This window comes from Actinoplanes sp. 13 (genome assembly GCF_056134165.1).
The window spans coordinates 360,817-386,784 of the sequence record NZ_JBVYOQ010000006.1; the positions used below are offsets into that span (position 1 = coordinate 360,817).

Below are 25,968 nucleotides of genomic sequence, written 5' to 3' on the forward strand. Positions count from 1 at the left end.
CGAACCTCTCAGGCGTCGATCGTCTCTTGGTCGATCCGGCCGGCGGCCTCGATCAACCAGTTCTTCCGGGGTTCGACCCGCTCGCCCATCAGCAGCTCGAGGGTGGCCTCGGCGCGTTCGGCGTCCTCGATGGTGATCCGCCGGACGGTCCGGGCGGCCGGGTTCATGGTGGTCTCCCAGAGCTCGTCGGCGTCCATCTCACCGAGGCCCTTGAACCGGGGCACCGGTCGCTGCACCTGGCGGCCGTTGCGCTCGATGCGGGCGACGGTGCTCTCCATCTCCTGCTGGGTGTAGGTGAAGATGGTCTCGGCGTTGCGGCCCTTGGTGACCACCTTGTGCAGGGGCGGCATCGCGGCGTAGAGGCGCCCGTGCTCGATGACCGGCCGCATGTACTTGGCGAACAGGGTGATCAGCAGAGTCCGGATGTGCGAGCCGTCGACGTCCGCGTCGGCCATGATCAGCACTCGGCCGTACCGCAGATTGTTGATCTCGAAGGTCCGGCCGGAGCCGGCGCCGAGCACCTGCACGATCGCCGAGCACTCGGCGTTGTCGAGCACCTGCTGGAGGCTGGCCTTCTGCACGTTGAGGATCTTGCCGCGGATCGGCAGCAGCGCCTGGTATTCCGAGGAGCGGGCCATCCGGGCGGTGCCGAGCGCCGAGTCGCCCTCCACGATGAACAGCTCGGAGCGGTCGATCCCGATGGCCCGGCAGTCGACCAGCTTGGCCGGCATCGACGCGCCCTCCAGGGCGGTCTTGCGGCGGGCCGCGTCCTTCTGCTGTTTCTGGGTGAGCCGGACGCGGGCCGCGTCCACCACCTTCTGCAGGACGGTGCGGGCCTCGGTCTTGGTGCGGCGGCCGTCGATCCACTCTTTCAGATATGCCTCGACCAGGCTCTGCATCACCCGGGTGACGCCGGCGGTGGAGAGCTCGTCCTTGGTCTGCGAGGTGAACTGCGGCTCCGGCACCCGCACGTGGATGACCGCGGTCATGCCCTCCAGGAAGTCCTCCAGGACCGGCGGCTCCTCCTTGGGCTTGAGCAGGCCGCGGGCGCTGCGGATGGCCTCGGTGAGGGCCCGGGTGAGGGCCCGCTCGAAGCCCTTGCGGTGGGTGCCGCCGTGCACGTTGCGGATGGTGTTGGTGAAGCACTCGACGGTGCGCTCGTAACCGGTGCCCCAGCGGAACGCGACCTCGATCTGGGCGGTGCGCAGCACGTTCGCCTGCATGACGCCGTTGGCGTCCGCGGCGTTCTCCTTGTACGTCCCCTCGCCGGTGACCATCAGCACGGCGGAGACCGGCTTGTCCCCGGACGGCGTGAGGAACTCGACCATGTCGGTGAGCCCGTTGGGGTAGTGGAAGGACTCGGTGGCCGGCTCCTCGGCGCCCGCGTCGAAGAGGGTGTATTGAACCCCGGGGACCAGGAAGGCGGTGTTGCGCAGTTTGGCGCGAACCGCGTCCACGTCGAGCCGGGCGCCGGTCTCGAAGTACCTCGCGTCGTACCAGTACCGGATGGAGGTGCCGGTGGGCTCGCCGCGCTTCATCCGGCGGGCCACCCGCAGGCCCGCCTGGGGCTGGAACGACGCCTCCGGCCCGGGGCCGTCGAAGACGCCGGGCACGCCCCGCTGGAACGAGATCTCGTGGACCTTGCCGTCGCGCTTCACCGTGACGTCGAAGCGCAGCGCCAGCGCGTTGACCGCGGAGGCGCCGACGCCGTGCAGACCGCCGGAGGTCTTGTAGCCCGAGCCGCCGAACTTGCCGCCGGCGTGCAGGCGGGTCAGCACCAGCTCGACACCGCTGAGGCCCGACTTGGCGTGCACGTCGGTCGGGATGCCCCGGCCGTCGTCGTCGACCTGCACCGAGGCGTCGGCGTGCAGGGTGACCGCGATCCGGGTCGCGTGACCCGCGACGCCCTCGTCGGTCGAGTTGTCGATGATCTCGTTGGCGAGGTGGTTGATGCCCCGGCTGTCGGTGGACCCGATGTACATCCCAGGGCGTTTCCGGACAGCGTCCAGCCCTTCCAGGTGCGTGAGGTCGTCAGCCCCGTACAAGGTCTCTGGCTGTGCGGTCACGAGGCGGTACTCCCGATCGGGCCATGGGTGGTCAGGGACGGCGCGAGCCTACCCGGAGCCTCCGACACTTCTGCCCCAGGCGAGCCAGGTCCCGCCCATACCGTGGCCGAGAACAGGATAAAGCGTACGAAACAGCGCCCTAAGACACGCCCACCAGGGACCGGCCCGCCATCCGGGGCATGGTCCGCGGCATGGTCTGCACGTGCAGCGCCCGGGACAGCTCCAGCGGGTGCGCCTTTCCCGGCACCGCGACCGGTGGCAGTTCCTGATAGGCGATCAGCGCGTCGGTCACCTGCCGGGTCACCGAGCAGGCCACCACCGTGTCGTGCGGCGCGTACGCCTGGAGCCGGGCCGCGGTGTTCACCACGCTGCCGCTGATCATCGCGTAGCCGCCGTCGAAGGCGGCCGGCTCATCGATGATCACCTCGCCGGTGGCCAGGCCGGCCCGGGTCCGGATCGGGAACCTGCCGGCCAGGAGACGCCCCCTCAACGTCTCCTGGACCGACAGGCCCGCCTTGACCGCCGAGGCGGCCGCCTCCGGGCCGAAGCCCCCCTCGCCGGAGCCGAACACCGCCATCACCGCGTCCCCGACGTACTTCTCGACGATGCCGCCGTGCTCGCGCACCACGCCCGAGACGGTCGAGAAGTAGTCACGTTGCAACGCACGGACCTCCGCGCAGTCCAGCCGGTCCACCAGTGCGGTGAACCCGACGATGTCGATGAACAGCACGGTCACGTCCTGACGCCGCTCCTGAACGGTCATGGTGATGGTGGTCATGTCGCACGCTCCCCCAGATCGCTGCGTGACCGGGAACGCCCCTTGCCCGGATCACTGCGTTGACCGAGAGAACGGTGCCAGCCCGCGCTGATACGCGGATCCGCAGAACGACGTATCTCTGACAGCATCGGCGCCCGTCGTTTTTGTGACGCAGAACAGTCCGAACCGCCGACATGGTGGTACGCGATTTCCCATTAGGCTGCCCCTCATGGCCAGCAAGGAGGACGACGGGCCGCTTGTCGGACGCACCGGCACGCTGGCCGACATCCAGTCCTACCTGCGTGCCGTCGGTCCGGGTGGGACGGCCGCGGTGTTCGTGACCGGGGAGAGCGGCGTCGGCAAGAGCCGGCTGCTCCGGGAGACCGCTGAGTCCTTACGCGACAGCGCCTCGGGTGACGACGCATTCGCGGTCCTCTTCGGCACCTGCCTGGACATCGGCGACGCCTCCCCGCTGCACCCGGTGCTGCAGGCGCTGCGCCGGCACGACGAGAACGCGCCGGCCATGTCCGCGACCGCCGACGACGCCGGCGCCCTGCTCGACCGGGTCTCGCGCGACCTGCGGGCGCTCGCCGGCGGCCGCCGTCTGCTGCTGGTGCTCGACGATCTCCAATGGGCCGACCGGAGCACCCGTCAGCTGCTGCTCTATCTGCTCGCCGGTCTCGGCGACGTCCAGGTCTCGGTGCTCGCCGCGATCCGGGCCGAGGCCCTGCACGGCACCCACCCGCTGCGCCGGGTCCTGGCCGAGCTGCGCCGGCTGCGTTCGGTCCGGGTGGTCGACCTGCAGCCGCTCACCGTGGACGACACCCGCGAGCTGGTCTCCGCGATCGTCGGCAGCGACGTGCCGGACGAGGACGCCGACCGGGTCTACAAGCGCAGCGGCGGCAACCCGTTCGTGGCCGAGGAACTGGCCCGTGACCTGCGCGACGGCCGGGTGGAGCTGTCCGACACGCTGCGCGAGATCTTCCTGTCCCGGGTGGACGAGCTCCCGGCGAACGCGCATGCCGTGGTGCACGCGATGGCCGCCGGCGTGGAGCCGGTGGACCACACCGTGCTGTCCAAGGTGGTGCCGCTGCCCGAGGACCAGCTGATCGAGGCGATCCGGGCCGCGATCGCCCAGCGCTTCCTGGCCAGTGACGGCGAGGGCTACCGGCTCCGGCACCGGCTGGTCGCCGAGGTCCTGGAGCAGGAGGTGCTGCCCGCCGAGGCCGCCTCCCTGCACCGCAGGTACGCGGAGGCGATCGAGTCCCGCGCCGGTGAGCCCGACCACGCCCGGCTCGCGTTCCACTGGCAGCGGGCCGGGATGCCGGCCCGTGCTCTGCCTCCGGTGATCGCCGCGGCCCGGTCCGCGGAGGGGCTCTACGGGTTCGCCGAGGCCCACCGCTATTGGACGATCGCCCTGCAGCTGACCACCGAGCACGACGCGAAGCGCACCGAGCTGCTCGGCAACGCCGCGGAGTCGGCGCACCAGTGCGGCGAGCACCTGCTGGCGCTCTCCCGGCTGGACGAGCTGGCCGGCCGGGCGGACGCTCCCGGCCAGTGCGAGCTGCACCTGCGCCGGGCTCGTTACCTGGCCGCCGCCGGGCGCTCCGCCACCGCCGAGACGGAGTACGAGCTGGCCCTCGAGGCCGCCGACTGCACCCCCCGGCAGCGCGCCACGGCCGCCGCCTGCCTCGCCGAGCTGCTGCTGCACCTGGGCCGGTACGCGGATGCCAACGAGCGCGCCCGGGATGCCCTGGAGCACGCGGCGGTCAACGGCTCGACCGCCGACCTGGTCCGGGCCAGCGCCGCCCTCGGCTTCAGCTCCGCGCTGCGCGAGGACCGCGAGGCCGGCCTCTCGGTGATCCGGCACGCCGTCGACATCGCCGAGCGCTCCGGGCACCCGGACGACCTCGGTGTGGCCTATCTGCACCTGGCCGAGCTGCTCGCCGGGCCGCTGAACAGCATCGAGGAAGGCGTCCTGGTGGCCCGCCGCGGCGCCGACCGGCTCGCCCGGCTCGGCGTCGGCCGCACCTACCAGACCCGGCTGCTCGCCATCGCCGCCAACGGCCTGTTCCGCACCGGTCAGTGGGCCGAGGCGGACACCATGCTGGAGACCGCGATGCGGCACCGCCCGTCCGGCGCCGACGCGGTCGAGCTGCTGCTCGCCCGCTGCCGGCTCTGGGTCGGCTTCGGCGAGGTGGACAACGCCCGCCGGGACCTGGACGCGGTCGCCACCCTGCTGGCCGGCGGCGGCGCCCGGCACGTGCTGCCGATGCTCACCCTGCGGGCCGGCCTGGCCATCTGGCAGGGCGAGCACGCCGACGCGCGGGCCGCGGTGCAACGTGGTCTCACCGAGACCCGCTCCGACGACCTGGTGCTGCTGGGCGTGCTGGCCTGGCACGGGCTGCGGGCCGAGGCCGAGGCCCACGTCGCCGGCAAGCAGGTCGACCCGGGCGCGCTGCGCCGGTTGAAGACGGTGCGCGACCGCCTGTTCCAGGGCGTGACCAACGCGGGCGCGGCCCGGCCGGTGGTGGAGGGCTATCTCGATCTCTGCGCGGCCGAGCTGAGCCGCATCGAGGACCGGCACGACCCCGCGCCGTGGGAACGCGCCGCCCGCATCTGGGACCGGCACCAGCAGCCGTACCCCGCGGCGTACTCACGGCTGCGCCACGCCGAGGCCTCCTTGCAACGCAAGATCCGGCGGGCTGCCGCCGTCAACGGGCTCCGCCAGGCGTACGCGACCGCGACCGCCATGGGCGCCCGCCCGTTCGCCAACGAGATCCGCGGCGTGGCCCAGCGGTACCGGGTCGCCCTGGCCGACGACACACCGACCGTGTCGATGGTGGCGCCCGACCCGGAGCCCGCCGACGAACTGGCCGTCCTGACCGGGCGCGAGCGGGAGGTGCTGGCCGCCGTCGCGGAGGGGCTGACCAATCGCGAGATCGGTGAGAAGCTCTTCATCAGCGAGCGGACGGTCGGCGTCCACCTGGGACACATCTTCGACAAGCTTCAGGTGCGGACCCGGGTGCAGGCCAGCCGGGTCTATCTGACTGCCGCCTGACCAGGCAATCGTTATCTCGCTGTGACATACGTGTGCGGAATACGTCGTTCTACCGATCCCCCGGTGCTCCCCCGGTGGAAGGGTGGGAACCACGGGGGAGCACCGCCCGGTGGGCCTCGTTCCACCGGGCGGTGCTGGGGGCCCTCCGCATGTCTGCATCACCCGTGGAGGATCCGATGACCCAGCCCATCTGGGGCCCGGTGCAGCAGGAGATGTCCGACATCCTGCGGCACCACCCCGACGACGTCCCCGGCGTGGTCGAGCAGCTGGCCCGGCTTCAGGAAGTCCTGTGCCTCGTGCCGCCGCTGCTCGGCGGCAACCCGCTGGCGGACTTCAACAAGCTGTACCTGACCATCACCGAGAACGTGCTGGAGCGGCTCTACGCCGGCAAGTTCAAGGATCCGGCGTTCCTGTCCCGGCTGGACGTGGAGTTCGCCGGCCGGTACTTCGAGGCCCTGCGGTACTGGACCGAGGCCAGCCCGGCCTGCCCCGGCGTCTGGGCCTGCCTGTTCGGCCGCATCCCCGGCCCGGACGCCCGCCCGCTGCCGTCCGCCGTCGCCGGCGTCAACGCGCACATCAACTTCGACCTGCCGTTCGCGCTGGTGACCACGTTCGACCACCTGGGCAGTGACCCGATCGACGGCAGCGACCAGCACCACGACTACCTCCAGGTCAACGACATCTTCGCGGAGGAGATCCCGGGTCTGCGCCGGGGTTACCTGGACCGCTGGCAGCTGCTCATCGACACGATGAACGGCGACCTGGACGACTGGTGGCAGGGCGAGATGGTGGAGTACACCCGCAACGTCGCCTGGCGCAACGCCCAGAAGGTGTGGGCGATCCGGCACGACCTGATCGCGCTGGACAAGGAGCGCCGCCGGCTGGACCGGACCGCCACCGGCCTCGGGAAGCTGCTGCTGTCGCCGTTCGCCGACTTCCTGCAGTGATCACTTCACCCTGATCAGCCGGGCCGTGGTCGCGGCGCCGTCGCGCAGGCCGCCCACGCCGACCTCCATCCCGGCCTTCAGCACGGACCGCTCGACCTTCTTCCGGTCCTGCACGACCCGCAGCGGGTCGCCGTACGTCCAGGTCAGCTCGAAGCCGTCGGTGGACTTCAGGGTGAGACCGGAGTCGGTCACCGCGGTGATCGAGCCGCGCTGCACCACGACAGTGCGCTCGCCGGCCCGGGTCTGCACGGTCACCTCGCCGTGCAGCGTGTTCTTGCGCAGGTTCTTGCGGATGAGCCGAGGTCGTACCCCGTCGTCCTCCGCCTCCGCGGCGTCTTCCGCGAAACCCACCGCCTGCAGCGCCACGGTTTCGGTCGCCACCTCGGCCTCCGCGGCGGCGGGACCGCCGGAACCACATCCGGGCACGGTGAGTGCGGCGACGACACTGACGATCAAACCGATTCTGGTACGAGTCATGCAAGCGATCCTGGCGCTGTCCCGATCGGCGGGTGTCAGGACGATGTTCGGGTTCGGTAAGGCAGCTCCACCGTGAACATGGCCCCGCCCTCCGGCGCGTGCCCGGCGCTGATCCGGCCACCGAGCCGGCCCACCAGCCGGGCGGCGAGGGCCAGGCCCAGCCCGCTGCCCACCTCCCGGATCCCGCGGTACCGCCGGTTCAGCTCGCCCCGGTCGAAGGCCACCGCCAGATCGTCGTCGGTGAAGCCGGGGCCGCCGTCGCGCACCTCCACGATCCCGCCGTCCGATCCCGCCCGCACCGCCAGGACCAGCGGCGCCCCGGCGGGCACCACCCGCAACGCGTTCTCCAGCAGGCCGTCGAGCACCTGGCGGATCCGGCCGGCATCGGTGTCCACGTGGACCGGCGCCGGCGGCAGCTCCACGGACAGCGCCGGGCCGTCCGGTCCGCACCGGGCCGTCCACGCCTGCCCGGCGGCGCGGACCAGCTCGGTGAGGTCGACCGGGACCACGTCCAGCGGCAGGTCGGCGGCCTCCAGCCGAGCCAGCACCAGCAGGTCGGAGATCAGCCGGTCGAGCCGGTCGGCCTCGCCGAGCATCGTGGCGCCGGCCGCGGCGGCTCCGTGCGCACCCACCACCCCGTCCGCGAGCGCCTCGGCGTACCCCCGGATGGTGGCCAGCGGCGTGCGCAGCTCGTGCGAGACCGACAGCAGGAAGTCGCGTTCCCGCCCCTCGCTGGTCTGCAACGCCGAGGCGAGCTGGTTGATCGCGTCGGCGAGCCGGACCGCCTCGGCCGGACCGGAACGGGCGATACGCACCGAACGGTCACCGGCGGAGAGCCGTCCCGCCGCCGCCGCGGCCAGGGTGAGCGGCCTGGTCAGGAAGCGGGCCAGCAGCGCACCGGCGAGCACCCCACCGAGCAGGCCGGCCAGCAGGGCGACCCAGATGCTGCCGAGGACACGGGCCGCGATGCCGGAGGAGACCGCGCGGGTCAGGACCACCCCGCTGTCCCGGCCGGACAGCGGCCGGCCCGCGATGAAGGACGGACGGCCGTTCACCGGGCCCCGAGTGTCGATCACCGTGCCACCGGCGACTCGGCGTACCACCCGGTCAGGCAGCCCGGAGTGGTCCGCGACGCCGCGCCGGACCAGATAGATCTCGATGTTCTCCCGGCGGAGCCGGTGCGCGATGCGCTGCCGGGCGGCCGGGCGCTCGTCGGCGAGGACCTCGACCGCCAGCGCGGTCTTCTCCATCAGCTCGGCGCGGATCTGCAGGTTGACCGAGCGGACCGCGACCGGGACGGCGACCAGCGCGGTGACGATCACGGCCACCACCGCGGTCGCGGCGGTCACCAGGACGGTGCGGCCGGTCAGCGTACGGAAGAAGTCACGCATCGGCGGAGTACCCGACACCGCGGACGGTCCGGATCAGGGTGGCGGCGGCGCCCAGCTTGGCCCGGACCTGTGCCACGTGCACGTCGACCGTCCGGGTGCCGGCGTGCGACGCGTACCCCCAGACCGTGGCCAGCAGCTCCTCGCGGGTGAACACCCGGCCCGGCCGGCCGAGCAGGTGGGCGAGCAGGTCGAACTCGGTCGCGGTCAGGCTCAGCGGCTCGCCGCCGACGGTGGCGGCCCGCCGTGCCGGGTCGAGCGTCAGGGGCCCCAGACTGCGTACCCGATCCGCTTCGGACGGACCGGCCGCTCGCCGCAGCAGCGCCTTGACCCGGGTCACCAGCTCGCGGGGGCTGAACGGCTTGGTGACGTAGTCGTCCCCGCCCAGCTCGAGCCCCAGGATCCGGTCCACCTCGTCGTCCCGCGCCGTCAAGAAGATCACCGGGACCCAGTCACCGGCGGCACGCAGCCGGCGGCAGATCTCGGTGCCGTCCAGCCCGGGCAGCGCGATGTCCAGGATGCAGACGACCGGGCGGAGCCGGCGGGCGGCGTCCAGACCGGCGTCGCCGTCGTGCTCGACCTGCACCCCGAAACCCTCCCGGCTCAGATAGAGCCGCACCAGGTCGGCGATCGGCCGCTCGTCCTCGACCACGAGGACCAGTCCCTTGGGCGCGTCGGTCACGCCGCTCATCATGCCGCCGCGGGGAGGGCGAGAACGTTCGGGGAACGTAAGCGCTCCAGGCCGGGAACGCTCCCAAGGACCGGAAAGCGCTCTCCACCTCGTGCTATAAAGTCGGTCTTGGCGGACATCCTGTCCCGTGACGGTGCCACCGCTACCGAGAGCCGGGCGAGGCGTCGCACACGGGGGGATGCCTCGCCCACCTCGCGATTCAGCGGCCCAGTCCCGCTTCCCTGGCCCGGACGATCGCCTCGGCCCGGTCGGCCACCTGCAACTTGGTGAACACGTTCGACACGTTGTTGCGGACAGTCTTCGGCGACAGGTACAGAGCGGCCGCGATCTGCCCGTTCGACCGGCCCGCCGCCAGCAGCTCCAAGATCTCCCGCTCCCTCGCGGTGAGTTGCGGGAACGCGTCCGTCGGCGCGGGCGGCCCGGCGGCGAAGAACTCGGCGATCCGCTGCGCGAGCGCCGCGCCGAACACCGCTCCCCCGGCCGCCACCGTCGTGATCGCCCGGACGATCTCCTCCTGCTCCGCGCCCTTCACCAGGTAACCCCGCGCACCGGCACGGATCGCCGCGAACACCGTGCCGTCGTCCTCCGACATGGTCAGCACGAGAATCCCCACACCCGGCGCCTCGGCCGCGAGCCGCCGGGTCGCCTCGACCCCGTTCAGCCGCGGCATCTGCACGTCCATCACCACGACGTCCGGCCGCAGCCGGGTCGCCACCGCGACCGCCTCCACCCCGTCCGAGGCGGTGCCGACCACCTCGATCCCGTCCACGGTCGCCAGCAGCATGGCCAGCCCGTCCCGGAAGATCGGGTGGTCGTCCGCGACCACAACCCTCATGCCAGCACTCCCATCGGCAGCCGGGCCCGGACCACCGTGCCACGTTCGTCCGGGCACTCTATCCGGCACTCCCCGCCCAGCTCAGCGACTCGCTCCCGCAGCGAGACCAGGCCGACGCCGGTGGGTGTGCCGGCCGGGATGCCCACACCGTCGTCGGCCACCTCCACCACCAGATCCCCGCCCACCCGAGTGAGGCGGACCCCGCACGACGAGGCGGCAGCATGCCGTGCGACGTTGGTGAGCGCCTCGGAGACGATCCGGTACGCCGCCACCTCCACGGCAGCCGGCAACTGCTCCAGGCCGTCACCACCGTCGACGGTCACGGTGAGACCGGGCGCCCGCAGCCGGGCCGCCTGCTGCCGGATCGCTCCGAGCAGCCCCACGTCGTCCAGCGCCGGCGGGCGCAGGTCGTGCACCAGGCGGCGCACGTCGGCGACCGCCGCGGTGGCGTCCTCCCGGGCCTGCTTGAGCAGCTTGTCCGACTCCGACGGACTCCGGCTGAGCAGATTGCGCGCGGTGTCGATACGCAACGCCACCCCGCCCAGAGCCGGTCCCAGCCCGTCGTGCAGATCACGGCGCAGCCGGCGGCGTTCCTCCTCGCGAGCGGCCACGATCAGCTCCCGGCTGCGCTGCAACTCCCGCATCAGGTGAGCCGACCGCGCCGCGATCGCCGCCTGCCGCACCATGTCACCGAGGAGCCGCTCGTCCTGCGCGGACAGCGCCACCCGCGGCCCGTCCGCCGGCAACACCACCCGGCCCACCGCCTCCCCGCGATAGCTGATCGGCAACGCGGTGGTCCCGCCCGCGACCGTCCCGGCAGTGGCGATCAGCTTCCCGCCGTCCGGCCGGTCCACCTCGACCGACACGAACCTGGCCCGGAACGCTGCCGCAACCGCCGAAGCCACCGTGAGCAGTTCGTCCTCCGGGGAGCCGGAGCGCTCCAGCTGCTCCGCGAGCCCGGCCACCACCCGGTACGGGTCGTCCCGCCGCCCCAGCACCAGCCGCCGCGCCAGCAGCCACAACCGGTGCCGCAGCGGCCCGTAGCCCGCGGTCACCAGCAGCAGCGCGACCACCGCGGCATCACGTTCCGGCAGGCTCTGCCCGAGCAGGAGCCCGGTCACCGCGAGCACGCACGCGTCCACCACGAGCACCGTCGCTGCCAGAGCGGCATACAGGAACGTCCCACCGAGCAGCCGGTCGATGTCGACCAGCGTGGGCCGCGCGATCGCGATCACCACGGCGGCGCCGGTGAAGCCCACCGCCGGCCCGAGCGCCAGATCGGAGAGCTGCTGGCACCGCCAGCACGCTGCCGACCACGAGCAGGTTCACCACCGCCGCCCAGAGCAGCCAGCGCATCCGCAGCCGGTCCTCGCCACCGGCCCGGCGGAACCGGTGGACCACCACCGCGACCGGCACGATCATTCCCAGCGGCAGGGCCACGAACGCCACGTCGAGCACCGGCTCCCACCAGCCGTCCGGCAGCCGCAGCGACAAAGGATCGAGGTTGAGCCCGCGCAGCGGCCCGGGCATCGGGACGCCGGCCCGCGCCTGGGCGATGTCGGACGGCACCACCAGCAACGCGGCCGGCATCAGGCCGGACAGCGCCAGACTCGCGTACGCCCCGATCCGCCACCGGCCGTCCGGCAGCCGCCCGGCCGGGAAGACCAGCAGCAGCAACGGGATGTAGACCATCAGCGCGGCGCCGAGCCGCTGATAGATCCAGAAGCTGGTCGAGGCGCCGGGCAGCCCGTTCAGCGTCGAGTAGGCCAGCCACGAACAGGCCGCCGCGTCCAGGCTCCAGTGCACGCCGGCCAGGCAGAGCAGCCAGGCGACCGGATGCCCCGGCCGGGTGTGCAGCAGCAGCGCGCCCGGAACGGCGAGACCCAGCCCGGCCAGCGCCGCGTTCCAGGCGGTGTCGGTGTCGATCTCCGCCCGGTACGCCGACGGCACCGCCAGATCCAGCAGGCTCGCGCCGACCAGCGCGACCACCGATATCGCGACGACCGCGACCGCTGCCCTCTTCACGGGCACATCGTCGCAGCCAGGGAGTCCCGCGGTCGCTGGGCGGATGTCCCGGTTCACCCGGGACATCCGCGGGGACGCCGTCGGTGGCGCCCGGCCCTGCCCGCCCGGGACACGTCCCGGACAGAGTTCACCCCGTCAACGACACCGGACAGCGTGTGAGGTTCCGACTGAGTCCCACACTGCGTCACCCCTCGTCAGGAGAACGACGTGAGCATCACGACCAGCACCGCCCCGGCCCGGACCGACGACCCCGGCACCGCACCGATCAGCACGAAGGCCGTCCGCCGCACCGGCTGGGCGGTCGCCGGCGGCGCCGCGCTCTGGTCGGCGACCTTCTTCGCGATCAACCCGCAGACCACCGACCCGGCGCTCCAGACGGTCATCGACTTGGCGCTGCTGCCGGCCCAGCTCTCCTTCGTCGCGCTGGTCACCGTGCAGCTGCGAACCGGCGCCACCGGCGTCACCCGAGCCGCCCGGGCCATGCTGAGAACCGAGTACGTGCTGCTCGGGATGGCGATCCTGTGGAGCGTGCTGCACGGTGCGTTCCCCGCCCTCCGTGGCGAGACGTGGATGGCGGCGCTGGACGCCTTCTGGCCCCTGTCGATGCTCGGCATGTTCGTGATCAGCATCAAGATCGCTCTGGCCGGCCGGTGGAAGGGCCTTGGCCGGTGGTGGCCGCTGGTCGCGGAGAGCTGGGCTTTCGTCTCCATCCCGGCGATGGGCGCCTTCGGCGCGAGCGGTGGCCGGTTCGTCGGGGCCGCCCATCTGCTCATCGGTTACACCGTGCTCGGCCTCATCCTGGCCCGGCGCCCCGAACTCACCGGCGCCCGCGACTGATCCAGGCTTCGGGCCCGGCGCCCGCGACTGGTTCGGGCTTCGGCCGCGGGCGCGGCGTCCGTGACCGACCGGATCCGGGCTTCGGCCGCGGGCGCGGCGTCCGGCTGTCACCGGCGCCCGCGGCTGACCGGAGCCGGGCTTCGGTCGCCGTCTCCCCGGTGTGCTCCGATCGCTGTCAGCCCCAGGTAGAGGAAAGGCAACAGGAGCACGAGGTCGGCGGCGTGGATCAGGACCTCGGCCCGGGTGATCCGGCTGAGCGGGAAGAGCAACCCGCCGAGCAGGATCAGCACCCCGACCGGAATCGGCGCGGCCCGCAGCCGGACCAGCGCGGCACCCAGAACCATCAACGCGAGCGGGAAGAGCGGGCCGCAGATCCAGAACAGGACGTTGGCCGGAATCGGGTACTCGATCAGCAACTCGACGGCACGTGCATGCGTGACCCCGAAGATCACCTCGTGGATCGCCTGTACCGAGAAGGCGGTCCCGCCGATCACGCCGAAGACGGTGAGCGGAAGCGCCACCCGCACATAACGCGGCGCCCGGGACCGAAGTCCCTGATAGAGGTCGATGAGGCCGATCAGCCAGCAGGCCAGCCCGACAGTTGCCAGGGTGGCGCCGGTGGTGTCCAGGCCGTCACCCCTGAAGAAGAAGCCGGCGGCCAGATTGAACGCCGGACCGAGGATGAGAAACATGCCCCGACGCTAGGAAGAATCGACGCCGGCGGAATTCTCCGAGCGTGGCAGGCCCGCTACCGCATTCGTGGTACCCGGGCCAGCCCCCAGCGGTACGCGAACACCACCAGCTGGCCCCGGTCCCGCGCGCCGAGTTTCGTCATCGCCCGGTTGGTGTGCGTCTTCGCGGTGGCCGGGCTCATCCGCAGCCGATCGGCGATCTCCCCGGTGGAGAGGCCGTCCGCGACCAGAGCGACCACCTCACGTTCCCGGGCGGTGAGCGCGCCGACCGCGGGTGGCGGCGGGCCGTCGGTGGAGGCGAAGGTGGCGATCAGCCGCCGCGTGACCGCGGGCGCCAGCAGCGCCCCACCGGCGGCGACCACCCGCACGGCGTGCCGCAGTTCGTCCGGGCTCACGTCCTTGAGCAGGAAGCCGACCGCACCGGCCCGCAACGCGCTGTAGACGTACTCGTCCAGCTCGAAGGTCGTCAGCACGATGACGCGGACCCCGGGTAGACGCGGGTCGGCGAGGATGCGGCGGGTGGCGGTGAGGCCGTCGGTGCCCGGCATGCGGACGTCCATCAGCACCACGTCGGGCCGGTGCGCCCGGGTCAGCGCGATCGCCTCGTCCCCGTCGGCTGCCTCGGCCACCACCTCGATCTGCGGGTCACGGTCCAGCAGCACCCGGAATCCGGCCCGGACCAGGGCCTCATCGTCGGCGACCAGCACCCGCACAGTCATCCCGGCACCCGCACAGTCATCCCAGGCCCCGCACAGTCATTCCGCCGCCCCGCACAGTCATCCCGCCACCCGCACAGTCATCCCGGCACCCGCATGGTCATCCGGCAGCCAACCCTGCACCCGGAAACCGCCGTTGTCGCCGGGGCCGGCACGCAGCCAACCGCCCAGGCCACGGGCCCGCTCCGTCATCCCCCGCAGCCCGTTGCCGACCCGGGCACCCATCGGCTGGCCCGGCTCGCAACCGGCGCCGGGCACACCACTCCCCCTGCCGTCGTCCTCGACCAGCAGGGCCAGGCCGTCCGGCACGTAGCGGACCCGGACCTCGATGCGCCGGGCGCCGGAGTGCCGCACCGCGTTGGCCACGGCCTCCTGCACGATCCGGTACGCGGTGACCTCGACCGCCCGCGACAGCCGGCGCGGCGTCCCCTCGCTGATCAGAACCGCGCCGGTGTCCTCGGCCAGCTCCGCCAGGCGCGCGATCGTGGGCATCGGGGGCTCCGGACGCTCCTCCGGGCCGCCCACCCACTCCTTCTGCATGTCACCGCCCGAGTCGGTCACCTCGTCGCGCTCCCCGATCCGGGTGCCGTCGCGCAGGACGCCGACCGCCGCCCGGAGCTCGGCCATCGCGTCCTTGGCCGCCTGCCGGACGGTCTCCAGCGCGGCCCGGGCACCGTCTGGATCGTCCCGCTGGATGTCAGCGGCCACGCCGGCCTGCACGGCGACGACCGCGAGCGTGTGTGCGGTGACGTCGTGCAGCTCCCGGGCGATCCGGATGCGCTCCTGGGTGAGCAGCCGCTTCCGCTCGGCGTCCTGCTCCGCCGCCACCATGGCGAGCCGGGCGCGCCGGCCACGGACCACCTCGCCGAGCAGCAGCGCCGCGACGAAGACGCCGGTCGAGCCGTCGAGCGCCGCGTCCAGGGGCCCGATGCCGGCGACGATCATCCGGCTCTGCGCGTCGATGAAGATCAACACTCCGGCGACCACCAGGCCGGGGCGACGCCGGGGCGCGACCGCAACCGAGTACAGCGCGATCCAGACCGGCACCGCCGGTGCTCCGCCGGGATAGCCGAGCACGTGGTAGGTGAGGAACAGCGCGGCCACCACCGCAAGCGTCGCGGCGGGAAGACGCAGTCGCACCAGCAGCGCCATGGCCATGGCCGCGACCAGCGCATAGGCCAGAAGGTCAGGCGCCCGGTCGGCGGGCAGCACGGGCGCCACCGCCACCCGCGCGGCGGCCAGTACGAAGGCCAGTACCGCGGGCCCGACGTCCGTCATCCAGCGGGGCATGCCGCCACCGTACGAAAAGACGGCGTCCGCCAGGTACCGCGTTTGTGGTAGGCGGCCGCGTCGTGGGGTGAGGCCGGCCGCCCGCTCACGCCCGGCGGGCGCGGCACGGCCCGGTGTGGCAGATGCTCGCGGGGCACCGGCGGGACTGTGACCACCGCGTACCAAGAAAGGTTTCGCTTTCGGGGTAAGAGGGTCTGCATGGCTTATGTGAATCCGGCGGGAGAGTTCTCCCGCGACCAGCGTTACATCGCGACGCGGATCACCGCCGACGGGCGTGACGGTTTTCCGGTGGAACCCGGGCGGTATCGCCTGGTGGTGAGCCGGGCCTGCCCGTGGGCGAATCGGTCGATCATCGTGCGGCGGCTGCTCGGCCTCGAGGCCGTGCTGTCGATGGGGATCGCCGGCCCGACGCACGACGAGCGCAGCTGGACCTTCGACCTGGATCCGGGCGGGCGGGACCCGGTGCTGGGGATCGAGCGGCTGCAGGAGGCCTTCCTCAAGCGGTATCCCGATTACGACAAAGGGATCACGGTGCCGGCGATCGTCGACGTGCCCAGCGGAAAGGTGGTGACGAACGACTTCGCGCAGATCACCATCGACCTGTCGCTGGAATGGTCGAAGCATCACCGGCCGGGTGCCCCGCAGCTCTATCCCGAAGAGTTGCGGGAGGAGATCGACTCGGTGAACAAGGTGGTCTTCGCCGACGTGAACAACAGCGTTTACCGGGCCGGTTTCGCGGGTTCTCAGGAGGCTTACGAAAAGGCGTACGCCCGGTTGTTCTCGCGGCTGGACCGGCTCTCCGAGCGGCTGGCGGAGCAGCGCTATCTGGTCGGGGACACGATCACCGAGGCCGACGTCCGCCTCTTCACCACCCTGGTGCGGTTCGACCCGGTGTATCACGGGCACTTCAAGTGCAATCGCTCGAAGCTCAGCGAGATGCCGGTGCTGTGGGCTTATGCGCGCGACCTCTTCCAGACGCCGGGCTTCGGCGACACCATCGATTTCGTGCACATCAAGCAGCACTATTACGAAGTTCATCGGGACATCAACCCGACGGGCATCGTGCCGGCCGGCCCGGACCTGCGCGACTGGCACACGCCGCACGGCCGTGAGGAACTGGGCGGACGCCCCTTCGGTGACGGCACTCCTCCGCCCCCGCCCTCCGCGGCGGAAACTGTCTCGCCCGCCCACAGCGCACATCTCTGACTCGTCCACTGTTCTGACCCGCCCGCCGCTCCAACTCGCCGCTGTCTAACTCGCCCGCTGTGGCTCGACCAGCGACAGGAGATCCCGGAGCAGCGCGTTGAGCTGGGTGCGCTTGTCGGCAGGCAAGTGGCTCAGCAGACGCTGCTGCTCGGTGAGCCCGGCGGCGACCGCCTCGTCGGCGACGCCGAATCCTTTCTCCGTGAGGCGAACCAGCACGCCCCGCCGGTCGTCCGGCGCGGGTGAGCGGGCCACCAGCCCCGCTTTCTCCAGGCGGTCGAGACGGGCGGTCGTGCCGCCGGTGCTGAGCATCATCGAGGCGGCGAGCGCTCCTGGGGAGAGCTGGTGCGGCGGGCCGGCGCGGCGCAGCGTGGCGAGCACGTCGAACTCGGGACGCCCGATGCCGTAGGCGGCGTAGGCCCGCTCCGTGGCGTCGCCGGCGATGCGGGCCAGCCGATGGATCCGGCCGAACACCCCCATCGCCTCGGTCTCCAGATCGGGCCGCTCGTGCGCCCACTGCTCGATGATCCAGTCCACGCCGTCGTTCATGTCTCCATTCTCTTGATGACAAGCTTCTTGGCAAGGGGTATCTTGATGCCAAGATACTTGCTGTCGAGGAAACCCTCCCGACGAAGTACCTCCCGGAGGAGACGCGATGCGGATTCTGCTGATCACCGCCTTGACCCCCGCCGTCTGGGGGACGACCTACGCGGTGACGACCGAGCTGTTGCCACCCGGCCGGCCGCTGCTCAGCGGTCTGCTGCGCGCGCTGCCCGCCGGGCTGATCCTGCTCGCGCTCACGCGGCGACTGCCCAGAGGCGACTGGTGGTGGCGGTCCACGGTGCTGGGCGCGCTGAACATCGGGCTCTTCTTCGCCCTGCTCTTCGTGACGGCCTACCGGCTGCCCGGCGGCATGGCGGCAGTGCTCGGTGCGGTCCAGCCGCTGCTCGTGGCCGGGCTCAGCGTGCTGCTGCTCGCCGAGCGGGTGGCCCTGCGGACCGTGATCGCCGGCCTCGCCGGTGCTGCCGGCGTCGCCCTCGCCGTGCTCACCGCCACCGCTCGGCTCGACCTGATCGGCGTCCTGGCGGGTCTGGCCGGCACCGCCTCGATGGCGTTCGGCCTGATCCTCACCAAACGGTGGGGCCGCCCGGGCGTCTCCCTGCTCACCGCGACCGGATGGCAGCTCACCGCGGGCGGGCTCCTGCTGGCGCCGGTCACCCTGATCGCGGAGGGCCTGCCGCCCTCGCTGACGACCACCAACCTCTTGGGGTACGGCTACTTGTCACTCATCGGCACCGCCCTGGCTTACACGATCTGGTTCCGTGGCCTGGAGCGGCTGCCGGCCGCGCGCGTGTCCCTGCTCGGCCTGCTGTCGCCGGTGACGGCCACCGCGGTGGGGTGGGCTGTGCTGGACCAGTCGTTGACGCCGGTCCAACTGACCGGCATGGTGATCGCCTTCAGCGCCGTCGTGTGGGGACAGTCAGGTCATGTCCGCATTGGTCACCACCCGGGTCGGCAGGCCGGTGCGAGCGGCCCGCACCATGGTCCGGCCGACCGCCTCGGTGGTGGTCACGAACTTCGGGGCGATCCGGCGGAGCAGCGGCACGAGCGGCGCCGTGACGGCGTAAATGGTGTTGTAAAGCCGGGTCTTCGAGCGCACTCCGTGGGTGGGCTGGATGAACCCCGGCCGGAAGGCGTAGCCGTTCGGGAAGAGCGCCAGGACCTCGTTCTCGGTGCGACCCTTGACGCGGGCCCACATCAGCCGGCTGTTCGCGTCGGTCCCGGCCCCGGAGACATAGATGAAGGTCAGGTCCGGGTTCTGCCGGTGCAGCGTCCGGGCGGCGGCCATCGGGAAGTCGTAGGAGACGCGGGTGTACGCGGCCTCGTCCATACCGACCGACGAGACGCCTAGGCAGTAGAAGCATGCGTCGTAACCGGCCAGCTCGGCCTCGATCGGGGAGAGATCGGTGAATTCGGCGAGAGTGATCTCACGCAGTTTGGGATGGCGCACACGGGTGGGCGTGCGCGTCACGACAAGCACCTCTGTCACGTCCGAGGCCAGCAGGGACTCCCGCAGCACGCCCTGTCCCACCATCCCGGTCGCCCCGAAGAGGATCACACGCATGCTCGCTCCCGTTTTCGTCACACCCTGCGCCTAGGGTCCTATCGTGCCCGTCGAACAATGGTCAACCGCCCAGGTCGAGGCTCTCGCAACCGACGCCGGTTCGCTGCGGAACGCGCGGGCCGTCACCGGTCAGTTCTCCGCCACGGGCCGGCTCGACGAGATCCTCTGGGGACTCTGCCGGGGCTATCAGGTCGCCGCCGACCTCTCCGGTCCGGCGTTCAAGTGCTCCTGCCCGAGCCGCAAGATTCCCTGCAAGCACGTGCTCGGCCTGCTGCTGCGCTGGTCGGAGTCCGGGGTGGCCGACAGGCCGGCACCCGAGTTCGTCACCGCCTGGCAGACCGCCCGGGCGGCGCGGGCCACATCACGGGCAGCCGCCACGCCCGACCCGGTGGCGGCGGCGAAACGGGCGCAGGAGCGCGCCGACCGGGTGGCCGGCGGCATGACCGAGCTGCGCCGCTGGCTCGACGACCAGGTCGAGCAGGGCCTGGCCGGCTTCGCGCGGGCCGGCCGGCAGGCGTTCGAGCCGATGGCCGCGCGCCTGGTCGACGCGCAGGCACCGGGCGCGGCCGGCGCCGTGCGGCGACTCGGTGGCGCCGCGAGTCAGGGCCCGCACTGGGCCGATCGCGTGCTCGGCGAGTTGGCCATGCTCCGGCTGCTGGTCAGTGCGCACGCCCGGCTCGACTCGCTCGATCCCGCCCTGGCCGCCACGGTGCGCACCCGGATCGGTTTTCCCACTTCCACCGAGGATGTGCTGGCCGGCCCCCGGGTCAGCGACCGCTGGCAGGTGCTCGGCCAGACCGAGACCGACGACGGCGCCCTGACCACCCGGCGGACCTGGCTGCGAGGCTCGGCGACCGGGCGGTTCGCGCTCGTGCTGTCGTTCGCCGCGCCGGGTCAGGTGCTCACTGCCGACCTGGTGCCGGGTACGGAGTTTCGCGGGGACCTCTGCTTCTATCCGGGCTCGGCGCCACTGCGCGCGCTGGTCGCCGACCGCGTCTCCGCGACCGAGCCCTTCGCCTCGCCGGACGGCGCGGGGCCGGTGCGGGCCGCACTCACCAGCTGGGCGTCCGTCCTGGCCGGCGAGCCGTGGAGGTTCGACATCGGGGTGCTGCTGGGGGAGGTGCGGGCGGCAGCGGGAGGCTACCTGGTGGACCCGCACGGTGACGCCCTGCCGCTGGCCCCGGGGCATCGGGAGCCGTGGTGGCTGCTCGCCGTCTCCGGTGGCGGGCCGGCCACGGTGGCGGCGGAGTGGTCGCCGGCGGGCTTGCGGCCGTTGGCCGCCTGGGCGGGCGGAGCGTTCGTCCCGGCCGGGCCACCGGTGCCTGATCCGGCGGCCCGGCGGCAGCCGGAGCTGCCCGCCGAGCTGCTGGCGGCCGCGCTGGTGGGAACAGCGCGACGGCCGTGGACCGGAGGCGCCGCGTCAGCCGGGGTGATGGCGTCATCCGCCGCGCACGCGACTGCTGCACCCTCCACGCACCACGAAGTGGACCCCATCGCGACACCCTCCGCGCAGCCCGGTGCGGACCCCACCGGCGCGCCCGCCGCGCACGCCACTGTCGACAGGCCTCTCACAACTCGGCCTGTCGACCGGACAGCCGCCGCCGGAGGGGTTCGCTCCTCAGAGGCAGGAGCCGACGTTCCTCATCCTCACCGCGCCGGCGTCACAGCGGCCGCGTTGCTGGAGGAGGCGGCGGTTGCTCTTACCTGCCGTCGTGCGGGCGTGATGCCGGCGACCGGGCGGGAACCCATTCCGGCCGCGCCGCCGGAGAGCGACGAGCTTTTGCCCGCGGCGGCCTCGGCGCGACTGGCGCGCATCCTCGGCGGTGCGGCGCCCGGCGGCAGTCACCTGGAGCAGGAGTTGCTCGCTCAATGGCTGTTCGCGGCCGCCGCTCACGGTGGTGTGGTGCCGCCGGTGATGTTGCCGGCTCTGCTCGAAGCGGGCCGGCGCAACACCACGATCCGCACCGAGCTGGCCCGGGTGGCGGGGCGGCGCGGCGCCTGGCTGGCCGGGCAGCGCGGCGACTGGCGATGGCTGCTCGACGAGGCGATCGAGGTGGACGTCACCGATTGGCACACTGCCACCGGCACCGAGCGCCTCGGTCATCTGGCGGCGCTGCGCCAGACCGATCCCGATCGCGCACGAGAGTTGGTCGAGGAGGCTTGGAGCAGCGAGTCCGGGGAGAACCGCACCCGTTTTCTCAACCTCTTCGCAATCGGCCTGTCGCTCCGCGACGAGCCGCTGCTGGAGGCGGGGCTCGACGATCGTCGCAAGGAGGTGCGCGAGGCGGCCCTGGACCTGCTGCGGCACCTTCCGGGAGCACGGCTCGGCCGGCGGATGGCGGAGCGGGCCCGGGCCGTGGTGCGTCTCGACGGCGACGACCTGGTCGTGGAGCCGCCGGAGGAACTCGATCCGGCCCTGCGCCGGGACGGTGTCGGGGCCGCTCCGGTGCGCGGCATCGGCGCCGGGGCGTGGCTGCTCGAGGAGGTTGTCGCCGGCACACCGCTCGCGACGTGGAACGCGCTCTCCCCGAGCCGTTACGTTGAGCTGGGCCGGCGCCACGACTGGGGCAATCCGCTGCTGCACGGCTGGGCCAAGGCGGCGGTCACACAGCGCGATCCGGACTGGGCCACCGCGTTGCTGAGTCAGGACTCCGGCATGCTGCGCGAGGCTGTGCGGTGGGACCTGCACCTGGTGCTGCCGGCAGACCTGCTCGCGCGGTTGGCCGTCGACGCGCTGCGCGCCGAGGACGGGTCCGCGCATCGGCTTCTCGTCCTCCACCCGGGACCGTGGCCCGACCATCTGGCGGCCGCCGTGCTGGAGACGGTGGCGACGCGCGCGCGGACCGATCGGCACACCTGGCAGCTGGGTGAGCTCTGCCGGACGGCCTCGCTCGCCATGCCGCCGGAATATGCGGACCTGGCCGGTCGCCTCGCCGCGCAGCTCGATCAGGAGGTGGACATGACCCGGGTCCGCCCGGTGGCCGATCTTGCCCGCGCGCTCACCTTCCGCCAGGAGATGGCGCAGGAGCTCGCATGATCTTCCCGATTACCCGGTTTGCGTATGCCTGGTTTTGTCATACCCGGGCCGTAACCTGCTTCTCGAACCCGACACCGTTCGCCGGACTCGTCAGGAGTTTCCGTGACCGCACTGCGACCGCACGCCGAGGATCAGCACGCTGAGGAGCTGGCCCTCCTGGCCGCCACCGACGATCGGCCGCGGCCGCCCGGTTGGCGCCTGTCGCCGCAGGCAGTGGTCACCTACCTGCTCGGTGACGGGGCGAAGGTCACCCCGAAATACGTGGGGCCCCGCCGCCTGATGGAGGTGGCCGTCGCGACGCTCGCCACCGACCGGGCGTTGCTGCTGCTCGGTGTCCCCGGCACCGCGAAGACCTGGGTCTCCGAGCATCTGGCGGCAGCGATCTCCGGCGACTCGACGCTGCTCGTGCAGGGCACGGCGGGCACCCCCGAGGAGGCGATCCGATATGGATGGAACTATGCCCGTCTGCTTGCCGACGGCCCCACCGACGCCGCCCTGGTGCCCAGCCCGATCATGCGCGCGATGCGGACCGGCTCGATCGCCCGGCTGGAGGAGCTGACCCGCGTCCCGTCCGATGTGCAGGATGCGCTGATCACCATTCTGTCCGAGAAGACGCTGCCGATCCCCGAGCTGAACACCGAGGTGCAGGGCCAGCGGGGCTTCAACCTGATCGCCACGGCGAACGACCGGGACCGCGGTGTCAACGAGCTCTCCAGCGCTCTGCGCCGCCGGTTCAACACCGTGGTGCTGCCGATGCCCGCCGGCGCCGACGAGGAGGTCGAGATCGTCGCGCGGCGGGTCGCCCAGCTCGGCCGCTCGCTGGACCTGCCCGAGGTGCCGGCCGCGATGGAGGAGATCCGCCGGGTCGTCACTGTTTTCCGCGAGCTGCGGACCGGCATGACCGAGGACGGCCGGACCAAGCTGAAATCCCCGACCGGCACCCTCTCCCCCGCCGAGGCCATCTCGGTCGTCACCAGCGGCATGGCGCTCGCCGCGCACTTCGGTGACGGCACGCTGCATCCGGGCGACGTCGCGGCCGGCATCGTCGGCGCCGTGGTGAAGGACCCGGTCTCCGACGGCGTCGTCTGGCGGGAATACCTGGAGACCGTTGTCCGCGAGCGTGACGGCTGGCGCGATTTCTACCGGGCCGCCCGCGATGCCTGAGCGGTTCTACGGCGTCCGGCACCACGGCCCCGGCTCGGCCCGGGCGGTGGTGCGCGAGCTGGAGCGCCATCCGCCCGGCATCCTGCTGGTCGAGGGGCCACCGGAGGCGGACGATCTGGTGCGCTGGGTGGCGGACGAGGGCCTGGAGCCGCCGGTGGCGCTGCTGGGCTACGCGGTGGACGATCCGGGCCGGGCGGCGTTCTGGCCGTTCGCCGTCTTCTCCCCCGAATGGCAGGCGATCAGATGGGCCGTCCGGCACCACGTGCCGGTGCGGTTCTTCGACCTTCCGTACGCCTATCGTGTCGCGCCGGACCCGCCCCGGTCGTCGTCCGCACCCTCAACGTCGTCAGTGACTCACCTCCGCTCCGTGCCGAGGGTCGCGCCCTCCGGCGCTCGACGTTCCGCATCGGTGGGAGCGCCGGCCGCAGGAGAAACGCCAACCGCCGGCGCAGTGCCGGCCACAGACGCAGTGCCGGCCACAGACGCAGTGCCGGCCACAGACGAAGCGCCGGCCACAGACGAAGCGCCGGCCACAGACGCAGTGCCGGGCGCGGGAGAAGCTGAGCTCACCGCGAGACCGTCCCCCGCGGAGCGGGTTTCACGGGAAGGCGGAGTGCCGGGGCGGCCGGTCGATCCGATCGGGGAGCTGGCGGCAGCAGCGGGATACGACGATCCGGAGCGCTGGTGGGAGGACGTCGTCGAGCATCGCGGTGTGCCGGTGTTCGACGCGATCGCCGAGGCCATGACGGCGATCCGGGAGACGTCGCCGGAGGATCCGGACGACCTGCTGCGCGAGGCCTACATGCGGGGCGTGCTGCGGGAGGAACGCCGGCGGCACGAGGAGATCGCCGTGGTGTGCGGGGCCTGGCACGTGCCGGCGTTGCTCCGCAAGATGCCGGTCAAGGACGACACCGCGCTGCTCAAGGGTCGGCGCAAGGGCAAGGTCGCGTTCACCTGGGTCCCGTGGACGTACGGGCGGCTCGCGTCCTGGTCGGGCTACGGCGCCGGGGTGCGGTCACCCGGGTGGTACCACCACCTTTTCACCTCCGCCGACGAGGTTGTGCCGCGCTGGCTGGTGGACGCGGCGGGTGTGCTGCGGGCCGAGGGCGTGCCCACATCGTCGGCACACGTCATCGAGGCCACCCGGCTCGCCGAGGCGCTGGCCACGCTGCGCGGGCGGCCGCTGGCCGGGCTCGCCGAGGTGACCGAGGCCGCCGAGGCGGTGATGTGCGACGGCGAACCGCTCCGGACCCAGCTGATCGCTCGCCGTCTCGTGGTGGGCGAACGTCTCGGTGCGGTCCCGGACGAGATGCCGGCTCTCCCGCTGGCCCGTGACCTCGCCGCGCAGCAACGGGCGGTCCGCCTCAAGCCCGAGCCCACCGAGCGCGTCCTCGACCTGGACCTGCGGCGCGACATCGACCTGCGCCGCAGCCGCCTCCTGCACCGTTTGCGGACACTGCACGTGCCGTGGGGTGAACGTGCCACCACCAGGCGCGGCACCGGGACGTTCCGGGAGGAGTGGCGGCTCGGCTGGCAGCCGGAGTTCGCGGTCCAGCTGGTCGAGGGCAGCATGTGGGGCACCACGGTGGCCGCCGCGGCGACCGCGCGGATCACCCGGCGTGCTCAGGAGGCATCCACGCTCGCCGAGGTCACCGCGCTGGTGGAGGTCTGTCTGCTGGCCGATCTGGCGGACGCCTATCCCCCGGTGCTCGCAGCCCTGGACACCCGTGCGGCGCTCGACGCCGACGTACACCATCTGATGGACGCGATCCCCGCGCTCGCCCGGACGCTGCGGTACGGGGACGTCCGTCGTACCGACGTGGCCGGGCTCGCCACCGTGACCGCCGGCCTGCTGAGCCGGATCTGCGCCGGGCTGCCCTCCGCGGCCGGGTCCCTCTCCGACGAGGCCGCCCGACGACTTCGCGACGGCATGGACGGCGTGCACCAGGCGGTCAGCCTGCTCGCCGACGAGCCGCTGCGAGAGCTGTGGCTGACCACCATCGCAGCGCTTGCCCGGCGGCCCGACCTGCACGGGCTTCCGGCCGGGCGGCTGACCCGGCTGCTGCTGGACGCCGGCCGGCTGGAGGTGACCGAGGTTCGGCGGCGGCTACGGCTGCCCCTGACCATCGGCACCCCGCCCGCACACGCGGCCGCCTGGGTGGAGGGTTTCCTCTCCGGCGGCGGCCTTCTGCTGGTCCACGACGACGAGCTGCTGGCGCTGGTCGACGACTGGCTGGCAGAGATTCCGGCGGAGGCGTTCGACGACGTGCTGCCGCTGTTGCGCCGGACCTTCGGAGGATTCGACCCGGGCGAGCGCCGCGCCATCGGGGAGCGGGTGGCCGGCGGACGCCGGCGCGGCACACCCGAGGCAGCGGCTGTCGACAGTGAACGGGCTGCAATGGTGCTGCCCGTTCTCAGTGCACTACTCGGTCGCGAACTGCGTCCTGTTCCCACATCGGAGGAGAAATGACAGATTCCCGGACCGATCCGCAGCATGCCGCTCGGAGCATCGACGCCCGGTCGGAGGTGCCGGACGTGTGGTTCAGCAGCCCACCCGACGAGGAGGCGCTGGAGGAGACGCCCCATGCGGCGGGCATTCAGATCGTCTTCACCAGCCCGGCCCTGGAGACGCGATGATCGCTCGCTCCGCAGACCCG

Annotated in this window: 21 protein-coding genes; 9 read left to right on the forward strand and 12 right to left on the reverse strand. The window is 72.3% G+C overall.

Features of this window, described 5'->3' with window-relative positions; translation table 11 throughout:
* Positions 1-8: 8 nt before the first annotated feature.
* Positions 9-2,066 (reverse strand): DNA gyrase/topoisomerase IV subunit B, encoded by a 2,058-nt coding sequence (locus AC0NH5_RS16295; RefSeq protein WP_474404364.1) that lies wholly within the window; start codon positions 2,064-2,066, stop codon positions 9-11.
* Between the two features lie 139 nt (positions 2,067-2,205).
* Positions 2,206-2,844 (reverse strand): adenylate/guanylate cyclase domain-containing protein, encoded by a 639-nt coding sequence (locus tag AC0NH5_RS16300; RefSeq protein ID WP_474404367.1) that lies wholly within the window; start codon positions 2,842-2,844, stop codon positions 2,206-2,208.
* 208 nt (positions 2,845-3,052) lie between these two features.
* Here AC0NH5_RS16300 and AC0NH5_RS16305 point away from each other — a divergent pair, with 208 nt between their 5' ends.
* Both AC0NH5_RS16305 and AC0NH5_RS16310 read left to right on the forward strand, forming a co-directional pair.
* The gene (locus AC0NH5_RS16305; protein WP_474404369.1) at positions 3,053-5,884 is read left to right on the forward strand and encodes an ATP-binding protein; all 2,832 of its coding nucleotides are present in this window, start codon (positions 3,053-3,055) and stop codon (positions 5,882-5,884) included.
* A gap of 176 nt (positions 5,885-6,060) precedes the next feature.
* Positions 6,061-6,831 (forward strand): DUF5995 family protein, encoded by a 771-nt coding sequence (locus tag AC0NH5_RS16310; protein ID WP_474404371.1) that lies wholly within the window; start codon positions 6,061-6,063, stop codon positions 6,829-6,831.
* On the opposite strand, the gene AC0NH5_RS16315 is transcribed toward AC0NH5_RS16310, so the two are convergent.
* The 6 genes from AC0NH5_RS16315 to AC0NH5_RS16340 all read right to left on the reverse strand — a co-directional run bounded on the left by AC0NH5_RS16315 (position 6,832) and on the right by AC0NH5_RS16340 (position 12,247).
* The gene (locus AC0NH5_RS16315; protein ID WP_474404373.1) at positions 6,832-7,308 is read right to left on the reverse strand and encodes a hypothetical protein; all 477 of its coding nucleotides are present in this window, start codon (positions 7,306-7,308) and stop codon (positions 6,832-6,834) included.
* Positions 7,309-7,343: 35 nt separating this feature from the next.
* Positions 7,344-8,699: a sensor histidine kinase gene (locus AC0NH5_RS16320; RefSeq protein ID WP_474404375.1), complete on the reverse strand. Its 1,356-nt coding sequence runs from the start codon at positions 8,697-8,699 to the stop codon at positions 7,344-7,346.
* Positions 8,692-9,387, reverse strand: a complete 696-nt coding sequence (locus tag AC0NH5_RS16325; RefSeq protein WP_474404377.1) for a response regulator transcription factor — start codon at positions 9,385-9,387, stop codon at positions 8,692-8,694. The genes AC0NH5_RS16320 and AC0NH5_RS16325 overlap by 8 nt, the downstream gene beginning before the upstream one ends.
* Positions 9,388-9,586: 199 nt before the next feature.
* Entirely contained in the window at positions 9,587-10,222 is a 636-nt protein-coding gene (locus AC0NH5_RS16330; RefSeq protein WP_474404379.1) for a response regulator transcription factor, read from the reverse strand.
* Positions 10,219-10,908: a sensor histidine kinase gene (locus AC0NH5_RS16335; RefSeq protein ID WP_474404453.1), complete on the reverse strand. Its 690-nt coding sequence runs from the start codon at positions 10,906-10,908 to the stop codon at positions 10,219-10,221. The genes AC0NH5_RS16330 and AC0NH5_RS16335 overlap by 4 nt, the downstream gene beginning before the upstream one ends.
* A 394-nt stretch (positions 10,909-11,302) precedes the next feature.
* A complete protein-coding gene (locus AC0NH5_RS16340; RefSeq protein WP_474404381.1) occupies positions 11,303-12,247 on the reverse strand; it encodes a hypothetical protein in 945 nt (314 codons plus the stop codon).
* 207 nt (positions 12,248-12,454) lie between these two features.
* Between AC0NH5_RS16340 and AC0NH5_RS16345 the strand changes: the two genes are divergently transcribed.
* Positions 12,455-13,084, forward strand: a complete 630-nt coding sequence (locus tag AC0NH5_RS16345; protein ID WP_474404383.1) for a hypothetical protein — start codon at positions 12,455-12,457, stop codon at positions 13,082-13,084.
* Positions 13,085-13,191: 107 nt separating this feature from the next.
* On the opposite strand, the gene AC0NH5_RS16350 is transcribed toward AC0NH5_RS16345, so the two are convergent.
* From AC0NH5_RS16350 to AC0NH5_RS16360, 3 genes are read right to left on the reverse strand one after another with little or no spacing between them, the layout of a single operon-like run.
* Complete coding sequence (locus AC0NH5_RS16350) at positions 13,192-13,776, reverse strand: hypothetical protein (protein WP_474404385.1); 585 nt, start codon at positions 13,774-13,776, stop codon at positions 13,192-13,194.
* Between the two features lie 56 nt (positions 13,777-13,832).
* Positions 13,833-14,495, reverse strand: coding sequence for a response regulator transcription factor (locus AC0NH5_RS16355; protein WP_474404387.1), 663 nt, complete (start codon positions 14,493-14,495; stop codon positions 13,833-13,835).
* A gap of 57 nt (positions 14,496-14,552) precedes the next feature.
* Complete coding sequence (locus tag AC0NH5_RS16360; protein ID WP_474404389.1) at positions 14,553-15,782, reverse strand: sensor histidine kinase; 1,230 nt, start codon at positions 15,780-15,782, stop codon at positions 14,553-14,555.
* Positions 15,783-15,980: 198 nt separating this feature from the next.
* On the opposite strand from AC0NH5_RS16360, the gene AC0NH5_RS16365 reads away from it, so the two are divergent.
* Positions 15,981-16,988 carry a glutathione S-transferase family protein gene (locus AC0NH5_RS16365; RefSeq protein WP_474404391.1) on the forward strand — a complete coding sequence of 336 codons (1,008 nt, stop codon included), beginning with the start codon at positions 15,981-15,983 and terminating at the stop codon, positions 16,986-16,988.
* Between the two features lie 45 nt (positions 16,989-17,033).
* Here AC0NH5_RS16365 and AC0NH5_RS16370 read toward each other — a convergent pair whose 3' ends face one another.
* Positions 17,034-17,534: a MarR family winged helix-turn-helix transcriptional regulator gene (locus AC0NH5_RS16370; RefSeq protein WP_474404393.1), complete on the reverse strand. Its 501-nt coding sequence runs from the start codon at positions 17,532-17,534 to the stop codon at positions 17,034-17,036.
* A 106-nt stretch (positions 17,535-17,640) separates the two neighbouring features.
* On the opposite strand from AC0NH5_RS16370, the gene AC0NH5_RS16375 reads away from it, so the two are divergent.
* The 5 genes from AC0NH5_RS16375 (at position 17,641) to AC0NH5_RS16395 (ending at position 25,948) form a co-directional block, all read left to right on the forward strand.
* Entirely contained in the window at positions 17,641-18,897 is a 1,257-nt protein-coding gene (locus AC0NH5_RS16375; RefSeq protein ID WP_474404395.1) for a DMT family transporter, read from the forward strand.
* Between the two features lie 256 nt (positions 18,898-19,153).
* Entirely contained in the window at positions 19,154-22,147 is a 2,994-nt protein-coding gene (locus tag AC0NH5_RS16380; protein ID WP_474404397.1) for an SWIM zinc finger family protein, read from the forward strand.
* A 102-nt stretch (positions 22,148-22,249) separates the two neighbouring features.
* Positions 22,250-23,311, forward strand: coding sequence for an ATP-binding protein (locus AC0NH5_RS16385; protein ID WP_474404399.1), 1,062 nt, complete (start codon positions 22,250-22,252; stop codon positions 23,309-23,311).
* Entirely contained in the window at positions 23,304-25,781 is a 2,478-nt protein-coding gene (locus tag AC0NH5_RS16390; protein ID WP_474404401.1) for a DUF5682 family protein, read from the forward strand. Before AC0NH5_RS16385 ends, AC0NH5_RS16390 begins: the two co-directional genes overlap by 8 nt.
* Positions 25,778-25,948, forward strand: coding sequence for a hypothetical protein (locus AC0NH5_RS16395; RefSeq protein ID WP_474404403.1), 171 nt, complete (start codon positions 25,778-25,780; stop codon positions 25,946-25,948). Before AC0NH5_RS16390 ends, AC0NH5_RS16395 begins: the two co-directional genes overlap by 4 nt.
* Positions 25,949-25,968: the final 20 nt, after the last annotated feature.